18 protein-coding genes and 1 tRNA gene are annotated in these 12,963 nt (G+C 67.7%); 12 read left to right on the top strand and 7 right to left on the bottom strand.

The features are described 5' to 3' along the window. Positions 1-152 precede the first annotated feature (152 nt). From ACAH01_RS07705 to ACAH01_RS07690, 4 genes are read right to left on the bottom strand one after another with little or no spacing between them, the layout of a single operon-like run. Positions 153-599, bottom strand: a complete 447-nt coding sequence (locus tag ACAH01_RS07705; RefSeq protein WP_372480750.1) for a universal stress protein — start codon at positions 597-599, stop codon at positions 153-155. A gap of 32 nt (positions 600-631) precedes the next feature. Beyond that, the gene (locus ACAH01_RS07700) at positions 632-1,669 is read right to left on the bottom strand and encodes an amidohydrolase family protein (RefSeq protein ID WP_372480749.1); all 1,038 of its coding nucleotides are present in this window, start codon (positions 1,667-1,669) and stop codon (positions 632-634) included. A gap of 21 nt (positions 1,670-1,690) precedes the next feature. Continuing rightward, complete coding sequence (locus ACAH01_RS07695) at positions 1,691-2,914, bottom strand: HD domain-containing protein (RefSeq protein WP_170094549.1); 1,224 nt, start codon at positions 2,912-2,914, stop codon at positions 1,691-1,693. A gap of 48 nt (positions 2,915-2,962) precedes the next feature. Beyond that, entirely contained in the window at positions 2,963-3,514 is a 552-nt protein-coding gene (locus tag ACAH01_RS07690) for a dual specificity protein phosphatase family protein (protein ID WP_170094550.1), read from the bottom strand. 133 nt (positions 3,515-3,647) lie between these two features. Here ACAH01_RS07690 and cofD point away from each other — a divergent pair, with 133 nt between their 5' ends. The 5 genes from cofD (at position 3,648) to ACAH01_RS07665 (ending at position 7,079) form a co-directional block, all read left to right on the top strand. After that, the gene (cofD, locus tag ACAH01_RS07685) at positions 3,648-4,640 is read left to right on the top strand and encodes a 2-phospho-L-lactate transferase (RefSeq protein WP_372480748.1); all 993 of its coding nucleotides are present in this window, start codon (positions 3,648-3,650) and stop codon (positions 4,638-4,640) included. Between the two features lie 20 nt (positions 4,641-4,660). Then, positions 4,661-5,407, top strand: a complete 747-nt coding sequence (locus ACAH01_RS07680) for a tRNA-dihydrouridine synthase (protein ID WP_372480800.1) — start codon at positions 4,661-4,663, stop codon at positions 5,405-5,407. After that, positions 5,404-6,237: a triphosphoribosyl-dephospho-CoA synthase gene (locus ACAH01_RS07675; protein ID WP_208625990.1), complete on the top strand. Its 834-nt coding sequence runs from the start codon at positions 5,404-5,406 to the stop codon at positions 6,235-6,237. The genes ACAH01_RS07680 and ACAH01_RS07675 overlap by 4 nt, the downstream gene beginning before the upstream one ends. Continuing rightward, positions 6,234-6,812, top strand: a complete 579-nt coding sequence (locus ACAH01_RS07670) for a DUF447 domain-containing protein (protein WP_372480747.1) — start codon at positions 6,234-6,236, stop codon at positions 6,810-6,812. The genes ACAH01_RS07675 and ACAH01_RS07670 overlap by 4 nt, the downstream gene beginning before the upstream one ends. Positions 6,813-6,884: 72 nt before the next feature. Further along, positions 6,885-7,079: a 30S ribosomal protein S17e gene (locus ACAH01_RS07665; protein ID WP_018258376.1), complete on the top strand. Its 195-nt coding sequence runs from the start codon at positions 6,885-6,887 to the stop codon at positions 7,077-7,079. A gap of 89 nt (positions 7,080-7,168) precedes the next feature. On the opposite strand, the gene ACAH01_RS07660 is transcribed toward ACAH01_RS07665, so the two are convergent. Then, positions 7,169-7,600 (bottom strand): zinc ribbon domain-containing protein, encoded by a 432-nt coding sequence (locus tag ACAH01_RS07660; RefSeq protein ID WP_170094554.1) that lies wholly within the window; start codon positions 7,598-7,600, stop codon positions 7,169-7,171. A 392-nt stretch (positions 7,601-7,992) separates the two neighbouring features. On the opposite strand from ACAH01_RS07660, the gene ACAH01_RS07655 reads away from it, so the two are divergent. Together ACAH01_RS07655 and ACAH01_RS07650 are read left to right on the top strand one after the other, a co-directional pair. Continuing rightward, positions 7,993-8,421 carry a GtrA family protein gene (locus ACAH01_RS07655; RefSeq protein WP_372480799.1) on the top strand — a complete coding sequence of 143 codons (429 nt, stop codon included), beginning with the start codon at positions 7,993-7,995 and terminating at the stop codon, positions 8,419-8,421. Positions 8,422-8,429: 8 nt separating this feature from the next. Further along, positions 8,430-8,978, top strand: a complete 549-nt coding sequence (locus ACAH01_RS07650; protein ID WP_372480798.1) for a YqaA family protein — start codon at positions 8,430-8,432, stop codon at positions 8,976-8,978. A 15-nt stretch (positions 8,979-8,993) separates the two neighbouring features. Here ACAH01_RS07650 and ACAH01_RS07645 read toward each other — a convergent pair whose 3' ends face one another. Together ACAH01_RS07645 and ACAH01_RS07640 are read right to left on the bottom strand one after the other, a co-directional pair. Beyond that, complete coding sequence (locus ACAH01_RS07645) at positions 8,994-10,049, bottom strand: Mrp/NBP35 family ATP-binding protein (RefSeq protein ID WP_170094556.1); 1,056 nt, start codon at positions 10,047-10,049, stop codon at positions 8,994-8,996. A 138-nt stretch (positions 10,050-10,187) separates the two neighbouring features. Then, positions 10,188-10,472: a hypothetical protein gene (locus ACAH01_RS07640; RefSeq protein WP_372480746.1), complete on the bottom strand. Its 285-nt coding sequence runs from the start codon at positions 10,470-10,472 to the stop codon at positions 10,188-10,190. A 153-nt stretch (positions 10,473-10,625) separates the two neighbouring features. Here ACAH01_RS07640 and ACAH01_RS07635 point away from each other — a divergent pair. The 5 genes from ACAH01_RS07635 to ACAH01_RS07615 all read left to right on the top strand — a co-directional run bounded on the left by ACAH01_RS07635 (position 10,626) and on the right by ACAH01_RS07615 (position 12,958). Continuing rightward, positions 10,626-10,710 (top strand) — tRNA-Ser (locus tag ACAH01_RS07635). 21 nt (positions 10,711-10,731) lie between these two features. Continuing rightward, a complete protein-coding gene (locus tag ACAH01_RS07630) occupies positions 10,732-11,268 on the top strand; it encodes a 30S ribosomal protein S13 (protein WP_015763537.1) in 537 nt (178 codons plus the stop codon). After that, positions 11,268-11,789, top strand: a complete 522-nt coding sequence (locus ACAH01_RS07625; protein ID WP_153553667.1) for a 30S ribosomal protein S4 — start codon at positions 11,268-11,270, stop codon at positions 11,787-11,789. The genes ACAH01_RS07630 and ACAH01_RS07625 overlap by 1 nt, the downstream gene beginning before the upstream one ends. Next, positions 11,786-12,175 (top strand): 30S ribosomal protein S11, encoded by a 390-nt coding sequence (locus tag ACAH01_RS07620; protein ID WP_015763539.1) that lies wholly within the window; start codon positions 11,786-11,788, stop codon positions 12,173-12,175. Before ACAH01_RS07625 ends, ACAH01_RS07620 begins: the two co-directional genes overlap by 4 nt. Before the next feature lie 3 nt (positions 12,176-12,178). Next, the gene (locus ACAH01_RS07615) at positions 12,179-12,958 is read left to right on the top strand and encodes a DNA-directed RNA polymerase subunit D (RefSeq protein WP_372480745.1); all 780 of its coding nucleotides are present in this window, start codon (positions 12,179-12,181) and stop codon (positions 12,956-12,958) included. The last annotated feature ends 5 nt before the right edge of the window (positions 12,959-12,963 follow it).

Genomic DNA, 12,963 nt, shown 5'->3' with positions numbered 1-12,963 from the left:
ACTGCCGGCTGTCACTGCTGCAAGCGATTCGCGACCACGGGGTCGCGAAATGCGTCACAGACTGACAGCCGGTAGTATGAGACGGTTGCTCGTCGATGCGTCCCGGCGTCGTCGCCACCGACCGCACCACTTTGGCCTGTCAGACTGGCGCTTCAGGCGGCGGTCAGCGCCTCGTCGACGTGGACCGTCAGGACCGGGACGGGCGAGCGCCGCACCACGTGTTCGGCGACGCTCCCCAGCAGGAGGCGGTCGATACCGCCGCGTCCGTGGGTCCCCATCACGATCAGGTCGGCACCGTTCTCGGCCGCGTGAGCGACGATCTCCCGTTCCGGGTCCCCTTCGAGAATCGTGTGTTCGACGGTGGTCTCCGGCGAGCAGATCCGCTCTGCGGCCTCGATGGCCATCTCGCCTTCTTCGCTGAGCAGGCCTCGAATACCCTCGACGGAAGCGCCGGTCGGCATCGTCGTCATGTGAGAGGTGTTGACGACGTAGACGACCTCGACCGCAGCGTCGTGTCGTCGCGCGATCTCGTCGGCGTGTTCGATGACCCGCTCCATGCCGGCCGAGCCGTCCGTCGGCAGGAGCAAGCGGTCGTACATTGTCTCGTGTTAACAGTTCACCGGGTGGGCGCTTAAGCCTTGCCTGCGTAGTGGACTCGTTCGACGTCGTCGACGCCGGCACGCCGGACGATCGCGCGGACCGGGTCCCGCGCGCCCGAGAGGTTGTCGGAGTCCCCGTCCAGCACCAGCAGATCGGCGTCGCGGCCCTCGGCGACGAGCCCGCAGTTCAGGCCCGCGATCTCGGCACCGTTGACCGTCGCCATCCGGAGGATCTCGGCGGCCGGAACGTCGGCGAGTTTCGCCGCCCAGGCCATCTCGCGGAACATCGACGGGCTGTTGGTCATCACGTTGTCCGTCCCCAGCGCGACCGTCGTTCGCTCGACGAGGTCGGCGACGGGCGGGACGCCGACGTTCGTCACGACGTTCGAGCGCGGGCAGACGACGACGGGGACCTCGCTGTCGGCCACGCGGTCGAGGTGCAACTCCTCGGCGTGGACCATGTGGACGAGAAAGTCCGGATCGAGGTCCAGCGCGGGGTTGATGTCGCTGGCGTCGACCTCCCCGGCGTGGATGCCGAACAGTTTTCCCGCCTCGGCGGTCGCGGTCCGTTCGTGGCTGAAGTCGCCGTCGGCGGCCCCGCTCGCACCGAACCCGTCGCTTCGCTCCATCGCCGCGACCGTCTCCCGTCCGAGCACGACGCTGTCGATCGGCGAGTCCCGCAGTGCCGCCTCGATCGCCGCGACGCCGTCGACCCCGCCCTCGCGGAACTCGACGAACGCGGCCGTTCCCGCGCGCTGCATGAACGAGATCGTCCGGGACATCGCGTCGACGAGTGCCTCGCGGCTGGCCTGTCTGAGCAGCCTGTGCTTGAGACCGTCGGGCGGCGCGACGAGTTCTTCCAGCGTGAGGCCGCCGCCGGCCTCCTTGGCGATGGAGTCGCCGATGTGGGTGTGGGCGTTGACGAACGCCGGGAGGATCCACGAGGAGGGGTCGACCGTCGCTTCCTCGACGGCCGCGATCTCGCCGTCCTCGATCACGACGCGGCCCTCGATCGGTTCGAACTCGCGGCCGCGGAAGATCGTGCCGGCGAGAATGGTCTGGTCGCTCATGGGAACACGTGGTGGCTCCGGTCAGTTGAACTCGTCGAGTGTCGCGTGGACGCCCGGCCGCGCGTCCCGGACCATCGCTCCGTCGGGTTCCAGCCCCAGCACGCGGATCGCACTCTCGCCCACGCGGTCGGCGACGGCCTCGGGCGCGTAGACGCCCAGCCGCCACTGATCTCGCTGGGCCGCTCGGAGGGCGGTGACCAGCGTCGACTGGTCGCCCAGCCCGCGGACCTCGCCGTTGACGACGACCCGACTCGACGACTCGGGCATCGACGGTTCGCCGGGTACGTCCAGGAGGACGGCGTCGGCGTCGACGTTGGCCGCGTCGGCGATCGCTCGCTCCTCCTCGCGGATCTCGGCGTGATCCATCGCCAGCAGTTCGTCGGGCACGGCCCTCATCTCGGCCCAGATCGCCCGCTTGTACAGGCGACGCTCCGTGAGACGGTGTGCGTACCCCGCCGTCGCGTCGGTCCGACGCAGCGAGACGAGCAGGTCGCTGTCGTCCCAGCGGCGCAGTTCGGCCGGGTCGGTGTCGGTGACTTCGAGGAGGCGCTCGGTCCCGCGTCGGAGCATCGTCTTGGCGATCCGGGCGACGTGGTGCCTGTAGACGGTCGGGTTCATCAGCGCACGGGCCAACAGCAGCGACTCCGCGGTCTGGACGTTGCCCTCGTCCAGCACGAGGTCGCCGTCGACGAAACGCAGCTCCCGGATCAGCCGCTCGTGGTCGATCGTGCCGTAGGGGACGCCGGTGTGGTGGGCGTCCCGCACGAGATAGTCCATCCGATCCACGTCGAGTTCCCCCGAGACGAGCTGTCCGAGTTCGCCGTCCCCGGCGACGAGGTCGGCGACCGCGTCGTGGTCGAGGTCGTGGTCGGCCAGCACTCGTGCCACCTCGCCGCGGTCGAGCAGGTCGTGGACGTCGTCGTGGTACTTCCCCGTCTCGCGGTAGACCAGCGCCTCGACGTTGTGACTGTACGGCGAGTGGCCCACGTCGTGCAACAGCGCCGCCGCCCGGACGCGTTCGGCCTGCCGGCCCTCGATCCCGAGGTGGCTAAGTGCCTCGTCGGCGAGGTGATAGACGCCGAGGGAGTGTTCGAAGCGGGTGTGGTTGGCCGACGGGTAGACGAGCGTCACCGTCCCGAGCTGGGCGATCCGGCGGAGTCGCTGGACGGGCGGCGTGTCCAGCAGCGCCTCGGCCACGCCGTCGACGGCGATGTGGTCGTGGACGCTGTCCTTGATCGTGTTCATCAGTTGCCGCTTGGTCGGCTCCGTGAATAAGAGTGTGTTCCGACAGCGTCAGGCAAACGTCGAGAGCAACTCGTGGAGCTCACCGCGGCGGGCGTGTCCGGCGTCGACGGCCTCACCGGGTGATCGCCCCAGTTCGCCGACCGTCTCGATGGCGTCGACGGGATCGTACCCGCGACCGTACACGAGCCAGGCGGCGAGGACGTGGCCGGTCCTGCCGATGCCGGCCAGACAGTGTACGACGACCGGCTTCTCGGCCTCGACGGACTCCTCGATGAACGGCAGGATCTCCGCGTCGAGCGTCTCGGCGTCGGCCAGGTGGTGGTCGGCGATCGGGACGTGTTCGACGTTCTCGCCGCCGAAAGCCCGGACGTACCGGCCGGTACTGGCCTCCGTCTGGTCGAGCTGGGTCCCCGAGAGCAGGCAGAGCACGCGCTCGATGCCCCGTTCCTGCATGAACGCGATCCACTCTTCGACGGCGTCGTCGGGGGCCGCAGTCGAGTGCCAGCCGGGACAACACGCACCGTAGACGTACTCTTCGTCGGGGCCAGCGGGAGCGAACCGGTGGGCGTCGACCCGGTCCAGGCGTCGGAATTCGGACATTGTCTTCCCTAGATGGTCCCCGAGACTTGAATCAACCCCTTCGGTTCTCAATGTTGAAAATCCGCCGCCGGGCTGGCCCGTGACGCCCGGTGAGAGACGATGTTTTATCAACTCCGTCCCCACTACAGGGGGTATGGTGACGTTTCTCTCCGGCGGCACCGGAACGCCGAAGCTGCTCGCCGGGGCCGACGCCGTCTTTCCGCCCGAAGCGACGACCGTCGTCGGCAACACCGGCGACGACGTGGTCCTGGGTGGACATCTGGTCTGTCCGGACGTGGACACGGTGCTGTTCCTCGACGGCGGCGTCCTCGACCGCGAGACCTGGTGGGGTATCGATACCGATACCGCCGAGACACACGACGAACTGCACCGACTCGCCGAGCGGGCGGGCCTCGCGGGCGGGCCGCGATATCTCCCCGACTCTGCACAGACTGGCGGCCGCGAGATCGGGCGCTGGCGGCGCTTCTCCGGCGTCGCGGAGTTCATGCACATCGGCGACCGCGACCGGGCCGTCCACGTGACCCGGACGAGCCTGCTCGACGAGGGGCACTCGCTGACCGAGGTGACCGCGACGCTCGCCGACGCGTTCGGGCTCGACCGCACGCTCGTGCCGATGAGCGACGATCCGGTGGCGACGCTGATCCACACGCCCGACGGCGTCCAGCACTTCCAGGAGTGGTGGGTCGCGAACGGCGGCGATCCGGCGATCGAGCGCGTCGAGTTCCGCGGGCGCGAGGAGGCGACGACCACACCGGCGGTCGACGCAGCGCTTTCCGAGCCGGTCGTGATCGGTCCCTCGAACCCGGTCACGAGCATCGGCCCGATGCGTGCCGTCTCGGGGTTCGAGTCGGCGCTTGAACGCACGCCGGTCGTGGCCGTCTCGCCGTTCGTCGGCGAGGAGGTGTTCTCCGGCCCCGCCGGGACGCTCATGACGGCGACGGGGTACGAGGCCAGTACGGCCGGTGTCGCGGACGCGTACCCGTTCGCGGACGCGTTCGTCCTCGACGAGGACGATCCGACGACGCTCGACCGACCGACCGTCAGAACGGACACGCGAATCGACGACGACGCGGACGCCGAACGCGTCGCCCGCGCGGTCGACGAGGCACTGGAGGTAGTGGCGTGAACTCGGATCGAGGTGGGGCGCTGTTCGATCCCCCCGTCGCGCTGGCGAGTCTCAGCGGCCGCTCGGACGCCGAGTGGGCCGAGGGTGGCGGTCCCTTCGCCGGCTGTGCCTTCCTCGGTGGGATCGCGCTGGACGACGCCACCCGGCGCGCGGCCCGGTCGATGGTCGAACGGGACCGCTCGGAGTTCCTGCCGTCCGACCCGCTGGCCTTCGTCCAGCGGCAGCTGCGAGCGATGGACGAACTGCCGATCAGAGCCGGCGTCAACGTTCGCAGCGCCGCGCTCGCGCCCATCGAGGACGCCGCCGGGCGCTGTCAGGACCACGACGCGATCCTGGAGATCAACGCCCACTGTCGGCAAGAGGAGATGTGCGAGGCCGGAGCCGGGCAGGCCCTACTCGACAGGCCCGAGAAGCTCTGTCGGCAGGTCGAGGCGGCGACCGCGACCGGTGCGACCGTCAGCGTGAAAGTCCGCGCGGAAGTCGACGGCGTGGACCTGCCGACCCTCGCCGCGAAACTGGAGCGGGCCGGCGCGGACGCGGTCCACGTCGACGCGATGGACTCCGAGCACGTCGTCGGCGAGGTCGCGGACGCGACCGGCCTGTTCGTGATCGCGAACAACGAGGTCAGAGACGCCGAGAGCGCCCACGAGTACTTCCGGTACGGTGCCGACGCGGTCAGCGTCGGCCGGGCGAGCGACGACCCGGACGTGCTGGCGGCGGTCCGGCACGCGACCCACGAGTGGTTCCAGACGGGGGCGAAGCCGTGAGAACGACCGCACAGAACGCCGAGCTGGCGCTGTTGCTCGAAGTCGCCGGGACGCCGAAGCCCGGCAACGTCGACCGGGAACACGAGTACGAGGACCTCCGATTCGAGCACTTCCTCGCCGGTGCGGTCGGTGCTCGACCCGGCTTCGAGCGCGCAGCAGCGGGCGACCCGATCGGTGACGCGTTCGAGCACGCAGTCGAGGGGATGGCCCAGCAGCGCGGGGGCAACACGCAGTTCGGCGCACTCCTCGTGGTGACGCCACTGGTCGCGACGGCGGCCAGCGGTGCGCTCTCGCGAGAGCACGCGCGGGCGGTCGTCGCCGAGACGACCGTCGACGACGCGGCGGGCTTCTACCGCGCGTTCGAACACGTCGACGTGGCCGTCGACGAGCCCCCGGAGGGCATGGAACCGCTGGACGTTCGCCGCGGAGCCGACGCCGTCCCGACGCTGCGCGACCGCGGGCTGACGCTGGCGGACGTGATGGAACGGAGTGCCGACGTGGACGACGTGGCCGCCGAGTGGACCGACGGCTTCGAACGCGTCTTCGACGCGGCCGACCGCATCGAGAGCGCGTCTGGGCCGGTCGCTGACCGCGCGGCGACGGTGTTCCTCGAACTGCTGGCGGCCCGACCCGACACCTTCGTGAGCACGCGACAGGACCGAGAGACGGCCCTGGCCGTCCAGCGACGAGCGCAGGCCGTTCTCGACGGCGAGGACGACGTGGACGAGTTCGCAGCAGATCTCGTCGAACGAGACATCAACCCCGGAACGACGGCGGACCTGATCGCTGGGGGGCTGTTCGTCGCGCTGGAACGGGGGCTGTCCGTGTGACGGCGTCCTGGACCGTCGATCTGGACGGCGTGACCGAGTCGGTCGTGACGACACTGGGACCCAACGACCGCTGGAACGTCGCCGCGCTGGGGCTGCACGCCTCGGCGAGTGACGATGTCGTCTTCGCGCGCACGTGGGGTCGAACCCGGACGTGGCGGAACTTCCGCGAGCGCGGCGAGGGGTACGTCCAGTTTACCACCGACCCCGTCGACTTCGCCGAGGCCGCGATGACGGTCCGCGAGGAGGACGAACCGGTCCTTTCGAGCGCTGACGCGTGGGTCCGCGTCGAAGTCGAAGAACGCGCGAGTGGCACCGACGGGGGCACCGAGTGGGTCGAGTGGACGCTCACACCGATCGAGTCGGCGGTCGAGCACCGCACCGTTCCGACGACGAACCGCGCCTACTACGCCGTCGTGGAGGCGACCGTCGCGGCCTCTCGGCTCGACGTGCCCGAGTACGACACCCAGACGCTCCGCGATCGGATCGACTACTTCGAGAGCGTCGTCGAGCGCTGTGGCGGCGAGCGCGAGCGCGAGGCCTTCGCCGTCGTCCGAGAGCACGTCGGCAGCGAATAAGTAGCGTGTCACTCCCCACCAACCGACCGTCGTTCCGAATCCTTTTAGAGGGCCACTCCGGTAAGTGGCCGTATGGCAATCAAGCCCGCCTACGTCAAGAAGACAGGGACGCTCCTGATGGAACGGTATCCGGACGCTTTCGGTGCGGACTTCGAGCACAACAAGGACGTCGTCACCGAACTCACCAACATCGAGTCCAAGGGCGTCCGTAACCGCATCGCCGGCTACATCGCACGCAAGCAGTCCGCCCAGACCGCCGAAGCGTAACGCGGCTCTTCTCTCTGCTCTCACGACGACCGGACAGTCGCTACTGGCACCTCTCGGACGGAGTATTTACAGACGGACAGCCGGCAGTGTCACTCCGACTCGGAGCCCGCGCCGTCGGTCGTCGCGACGACGTCGAGCTCGGAAACGTCGGCGGTACACCAGTGACAGAACTCGATGTCGGGATCGAGTTCGCGACCGCAGTTCGGACAGTGCGTGAGCCGTCCGTCGTCGGTGACCGACACCCGAGCGACCGCGTTGTGGACGTGTGCGAGAGCGTACGCGTCGAGGACGCTGAGCGTGGCGACCAGCAGGAGCGGCGCGAGTGCCAGCGGGTCGACGCTGCCCTGGCCCGCCGCTTCGAAGGCCGCGGGGTCGACGAACAGAACCGACACGGCGAACAGCGCCACGAGCCACCCGAGGGCCCGACGCCACCGCCGGAGATAGAGGTGACCGAGTCCCGTCGCGAGCGCGCCCAGCAACGCGGCGAGCAAGGGTCGTTTTCGGGATTGCGATCGTTCCATACGCGGACCTACTCGTTAGTCAGCCATAAACCTTCTCTCGATCACTCGCAGAGCGGGACCGCAGGCCAGTGACGAGGGTATTGCGGCGGTGTATCGATTTGCCAGACCGAAACAATAAAGCGGGTTACTAACTGTTCAATTAGTACAGTGGTGGACCGTTCGCGAGACGTTTCCCTCTTCGGCCGAGCCGTTCCGCGTCGACGTGGTGTCACACCGCGCTCTCACAGCGACGCGCGAACCCCACGCGGGCGACGCCGGGCGATCGACTGGCTCGCAGAGATCGGTGGGCTGATACTGCCGGCTGTCACTGTTGCAAGATATTCGCGACTACGGGGTCGCAAAATTCTGTACAGACTGACAGCCGGCAGTATGGGGAGGACGAACGATCGATGATGGTTCGATCCTCTCTCCGCGCGCTCGTCAGTGGCCCGCTGGCACCGCAGCTGCGACGGTTCGTCGCCGTCGGCATCGTCACGGCCGCCGTCCAGATGCTCCTGCTGTGGCTCTTCGTCGACGTGGCCACGCTGAACTACCTGCTCGGGGCGCTCGTCGCGATCGAGGTGACGATCGTCCTCTCGTACGTCCTCAACAACGCCTGGACCTTCCGGTGTGCCCAGAAGACCGGCGTCGGGGAGTATCTGTACGGACTGCTCAAGACCAACGTCGTCCGTGGGTCTGCGATCCCGATCCAGCTCGCGCTCCTGTACGGACTCGTCGAGTGGAGCGCACTGACTCATCTGCCGGCCAACGCCGTCGCGATCCTCGTCAGCGGCGTGTATCGGTACGTGCTCGACGCGCGCTGGACCTGGAGGGAAGCGTGACGTCGGCGCTGCTCGCCCTGTCGACGGCGGGGCTCGCCGAGTCACTGTGGGCCGGCACGGAAGCCCTCGTCGAGTCCGCGACCGGCTGGCCCGGAATGGGGATCGTCTTCACCTACTCGTTCCTGATCGCGTTCGCGCTCCCCGGCCCCAGCGAGGTCGTCTTGGCCGCGCCACTCGACCTCGGACTCCCGTCCTGGGCGCGACTGAGTGCGATCATGCTAGTCAGCGCGTTCGGGAAGGCCGCCGGCAGCGTCTTCGCCTTCCACATCGGACAGGGAGTCAAAGAGTCGGGGCCGATCGTCCGGTGGCTGCGCCGCTCGCGGTGGGACGTACTGGAGTGGTCTGAGAAGCGCTCCGTTCAGTTAGCTCGCCGGTACGGGTACGGCGGCCTCGCCATCGCCCTGTCCGTTCCGTTCTTTCCCGACACGATCTCGATCTACGCGTTCGCGGTCCTCGAACGCGACTACGTCCGGTTCGCCGCGGCGACGTTCCTCGGGAGCCTGGGCCGGCTCGTCGTCACGCTCGGACTGCTCGGCGGCGTGACCGCGGTGTTCTGATCGACCCGACGCCGTCTACTGGTCGGGGGCCACGCGGTCGGCGTGGCGTTTGCGGTGGACGATTCCCTGATTGATCGCGGTGCGGTGGACGAACTCGCGGAACGCCTCGCCGGTCTCGCTGTCCTCGTCCAGTACCATCGGTTCGCCGTCGTCGCCGCCCTCTCGGACCGCCGGGTCCAGAGGGATCTCGCCGAGGAAGGGGAGGTCGGTCTCCTCGGAGAACTCCCGGCCCCCGCCGGAGTCGAAGATGTCGTGTTGCCCACCGCAGTCCGGGCAGGTGAACGTCGACATGTTCTCGACGAGTCCCAGGACGGGGGTCTCGTGGCGGCCGAACATCTCCAGTCCCTTGCGGGCGTCGTCCAGCGCGACGGTCTGGGGGGTCGTGACGATCGTCGCGCCCGTGACGGGGATGTTCTGGAGCATCGTCAGCTGGGTGTCCCCGGTGCCCGGCGGCAGGTCGATCACCATGTAATCGAGGCTCCCCCAGACCACGTCCTCCCACAGCTGTGTGAGGACGCTGTCGACCATCGGCCCGCGCCAGATGACCGGGTCGTCCTCGCCGACGAGGAAGTCCATGCTCATGAGCTTGATCCCGTACTTCTCAGGCGGGATGATCTCGTCGTCCTCGGTCGCCTGCGGGTGCTGGTCCGCGTCGAGCATTCGGGGGACGTTCGGCCCGTACACGTCCGCGTCGAACAGCCCCACGTGGGCACCGAGCTCCGAGAGGCCGACGGCGAGGTTGACCGCGAGCGTGCTCTTGCCGACCCCGCCTTTCCCCGAAGCGACGGCGATGACGTTCTTGACGCCCGGCAAGACGTTGCCCTCCGCGTCCATGCCGCGGTCCACGTTGGCGGTCAACTCGATCTCCCGGTCCGCGTCGTCGAGCGCCTCGCGCACGTCGGCCGCGATGGCGGTCTCGTTGGGCGAGTACGGCGCGCCCAGCGCGAGGTCGACGGCGATCGACGCGTCGTCGATCTCGATCTCGTTGACCAGGCCGAGCGACACGATGTCGTCGCGGAGGTCCGGATCGTGGACCTCGCGGAGGCGCTCGCGTACAGCAGGTTCGTCCATACGCGTGCTACGCGTGGGACCGGCGATAAGGGTTGTGACGTACGGAGCAGCCCCAGTTCATACGACCGGCTGTACATCTGTGACCGATTTCGCCACCCTGGGGTGGCGAAGCTCGTCACGAAGGTACAGCCGGCAGTATCAGGGACGGCGAAAGGTGTAGACGGCCGCGTCGTCGCCGGTCTCGAACGTCACCTCGATCACGCCGTCCTCGTTGTCGAAAGCGAGTCGTTCGGCCGGCCCGGCGAAGTCGTGCAGGGGCATCCCCGCGTCGACGGTGCCGTCCGGCTCGACGGCGAAGTGTGCCGTCGAGCCGAACGTCGCGACGAGGGTTCCGTCGGATCGCTCGGCCACGTCGGGAGCGAACCGACCGAGTTCGGTTTCGAGGCGGTGGCGATCGCTGGGATCGACGACTGTCGGAGCCATAGCTACCAGTTCGTCCGGGGCGTGCAAATCGGTGACGACGGGGCGGGTGATTCGTTGCGTTTATGTACACCCGGCGTGGAAATCTGAGTAGACTCGTGCAGGGGCGCGGCGTCCCGAGTCCTCGCCGAGAGGGCGCGAGTACTATGAACGCGTGTCGTGGTAGCCAAGCCTGGCCCAAGGCGCAGGGTTGCTAACTCTGTGGCGTACAGCCTCCGGGGTTCGAATCCCCGCCACGACGCTCACACCCGACTAACCACACATGAGTGCAGAAGAACCAGAACTGGACGAAGACGTGGACGAGGAGGAACTCCGCTACTTCGTCCGTATCGGACAGACTGACCTCGACGGTACGAAGTCCGTCGAGCGTTCCCTGACAGACATGAACGGCATCGGCAAGCGCGCAGCGCGCATCATCGCCGAGAAAGCCGGTGTCGACCGCCAGGCGCTCTTTGGCGCGCTGGACGACGAGGACATCGAGGCCGTCGTCGAGAAGGTCGAGGGGTACGCTGACGAGGTCCCGGAATGGCTCACGAACCACCAGAACGACTTCTACTCCGGTGAGACGACCCACGAGATCGGTAACGACCTGCAGATGCAGCGTCGCGCCGACGTCAACCGGATGCAGATGATCGACTCCTACAAGGGCGTTCGCCACAAGCGCGGCCAGAAGGTCCGCGGTCAGCGAACGAAGTCCACCGGCCGAACCGAGGGCACCATCGGTGTCAACGTCGAGGCCATCAAGGAGGAACAGGCCGAGGAAGCGGCCGCCGAGGAAGACGAGGGCGGTGAGGAATAATGGCACTCGGATCCAACACCAAGTTCTACGAGACGCCGAACCACCCCTACCAGGGTGAACGCATCGCCGACGAGCAGAACCTCATCGGCCGCTACGGCCTGAAGAACAAGGAGGAACTGTGGCGCGCACAGTCCGAGCTCCGTAGCTACCGACGCGAGGCCCGAAAGCTGCTGGGCCGAGCGGAGGGCGAGGGCTCCCGGTTCGAAGCCGACGAGTTCCTCACCCGACTGAAGCGACTGGGCGTCCTCAACGAGACCGACGCACTCGACGACGTGCTGTCGCTGGACGTCACCGACGTGCTCGAACGCCGACTCCAGACTGTCGTCTACCGCAAGGGCTACGCGAACACGCCCGAGCAGGCCCGACAGTTCATCTCGCACGGCCACATCGTCCTCGGTGACGCCCGCGTCACCCGACCCGGCATGAAGGTCGAGTCCGACAGCGAAGGCGACGTCGGCTTCGACGAACACAGCCCGATCGCGGACGAACTCCACCCAGAACGAGCGGAGGCCCAAGAATGAGTGAATCCGAAGACAGCAAGTGGGGCATCGCCCACGTGTACGCATCGTTCAACAACACGATCATCACCATCACGGACCAGACCGGTGCCGAGACGCTGGCCAAGTCCTCCGGTGGGACGGTCGTCAAGCAGAACCGCGACGAAGCGTCGCCCTACGCCGCGATGCAGATGGCCGAAGTCGTCGCCGAGAAGGCCAAGGCCCAGAACATCGAGGGCGTCCACGTCAACGTGCGCGGTCCCGGCGGGAACCAGCAGAAGTCCCCCGGCCCAGGCGCACAGGCGACGATCCGCGCACTCGCCCGTGCAGGCCTGGAGATCGGCCGCATCGAAGACGTCACACCGATCCCGCACGACGGGACCCGCGGTCCCAAGAACGCCGGATTCTAACCAATGACACAGGACTACGAGGTCGAGTTCGTCGAACGCTCCGATCGCGAGGCGCGGTTCCTCGTGCGCGGGATCAGCCCCGCCTTTGCCAACGGCATCCGCCGGGCGATGATCGCCGACGTGCCGACCTTCAGCGTCGATACCGTCCGAGTCATCGAGAACTCCAGCGTGATGTTCGACGAGCAGATCGGACTCCGCCTCGGGCTGGTCCCACTCACGACCGACCTCGACGACTTCGAGGTCGGCGACGAAGTGACGCTGTCGATCGACGTCTCCGGTCCCGAAACCGCTTACTCCGGTGATCTGGTCAGCTCCGACTCCCTGGTCGAGCCGGCCGACGAGAACATCCCGATCATCGATCTCAAGGACGGCCAGCGCCTCGAAGTCGAGGCCGACGCCGTCCTCGACCGTGGCCGCGAACACGCCAAGCATCAGGGCGGCGTGGCCGTCGGGTACCGACACCTCCAGCGCGTCGAGGTCGTCGGCGACAAAGGCGAGTTCGAGGACGACGAGACCCACATCCTTCGGGGCGTCATCGAGGAGCAAGCTGCCGAACACGTCGACGGGGACGCCGATGACGGCGACCTCGTCCTGACCGAGGAGTTCGACAGCGATCTCACGAAGCGCTACCCCGGCAAGGAACTGGAAGTTCACGACGTAGAGAACGCGTTCGTCTTCCACGTCGAGACTGACGGTTCCCTCTCCGTCGAGGAGCTCACCCTCCGCGCGGTCGATTCGATTCGATCCCGTGCGGACGAACTACGCGACGCAGTCCAACTATAAGATGA

The sequence above is a fragment of the Halomicrobium sp. HM KBTZ05 genome (genome assembly GCF_041530035.1).
Taxonomy (GTDB): domain Archaea; phylum Halobacteriota; class Halobacteria; order Halobacteriales; family Haloarculaceae; genus Halomicrobium.
The sequence above is the reverse complement of the archived record's forward strand: the minus strand, read 5'-3'. Positions and strand labels throughout refer to the sequence as shown.

What these genes read in the sequence shown, in the direction of transcription:
- ACAH01_RS07705 (WP_372480750.1), bottom strand. Translation starts at nt 599, where the DNA reads ATGTACGACCGCTTGCTCCTGCCGACGGACGGCTCGGCCGGCATGGAG.
- ACAH01_RS07700 (WP_372480749.1), bottom strand. Translation starts at nt 1,669, where the DNA reads ATGAGCGACCAGACCATTCTCGCCGGCACGATCTTCCGCGGCCGCGAG.
- ACAH01_RS07695 (WP_170094549.1), bottom strand. Translation starts at nt 2,914, where the DNA reads ATGAACACGATCAAGGACAGCGTCCACGACCACATCGCCGTCGACGGC.
- ACAH01_RS07690 (WP_170094550.1), bottom strand. Translation starts at nt 3,514, where the DNA reads ATGTCCGAATTCCGACGCCTGGACCGGGTCGACGCCCACCGGTTCGCT.
- cofD (WP_372480748.1), top strand. Translation starts at nt 3,648, where the DNA reads ATGGTGACGTTTCTCTCCGGCGGCACCGGAACGCCGAAGCTGCTCGCC.
- ACAH01_RS07665 (WP_018258376.1), top strand. Translation starts at nt 6,885, where the DNA reads ATGGCAATCAAGCCCGCCTACGTCAAGAAGACAGGGACGCTCCTGATG.
- ACAH01_RS07660 (WP_170094554.1), bottom strand. Translation starts at nt 7,600, where the DNA reads ATGGAACGATCGCAATCCCGAAAACGACCCTTGCTCGCCGCGTTGCTG.
- ACAH01_RS07655 (WP_372480799.1), top strand. Translation starts at nt 7,993, where the DNA reads ATGGTTCGATCCTCTCTCCGCGCGCTCGTCAGTGGCCCGCTGGCACCG.
- ACAH01_RS07645 (WP_170094556.1), bottom strand. Translation starts at nt 10,049, where the DNA reads ATGGACGAACCTGCTGTACGCGAGCGCCTCCGCGAGGTCCACGATCCG.
- ACAH01_RS07640 (WP_372480746.1), bottom strand. Translation starts at nt 10,472, where the DNA reads ATGGCTCCGACAGTCGTCGATCCCAGCGATCGCCACCGCCTCGAAACC.
- ACAH01_RS07630 (WP_015763537.1), top strand. Translation starts at nt 10,732, where the DNA reads ATGAGTGCAGAAGAACCAGAACTGGACGAAGACGTGGACGAGGAGGAA.
- ACAH01_RS07625 (WP_153553667.1), top strand. Translation starts at nt 11,268, where the DNA reads ATGGCACTCGGATCCAACACCAAGTTCTACGAGACGCCGAACCACCCC.
- ACAH01_RS07620 (WP_015763539.1), top strand. Translation starts at nt 11,786, where the DNA reads ATGAGTGAATCCGAAGACAGCAAGTGGGGCATCGCCCACGTGTACGCA.
- ACAH01_RS07615 (WP_372480745.1), top strand. Translation starts at nt 12,179, where the DNA reads ATGACACAGGACTACGAGGTCGAGTTCGTCGAACGCTCCGATCGCGAG.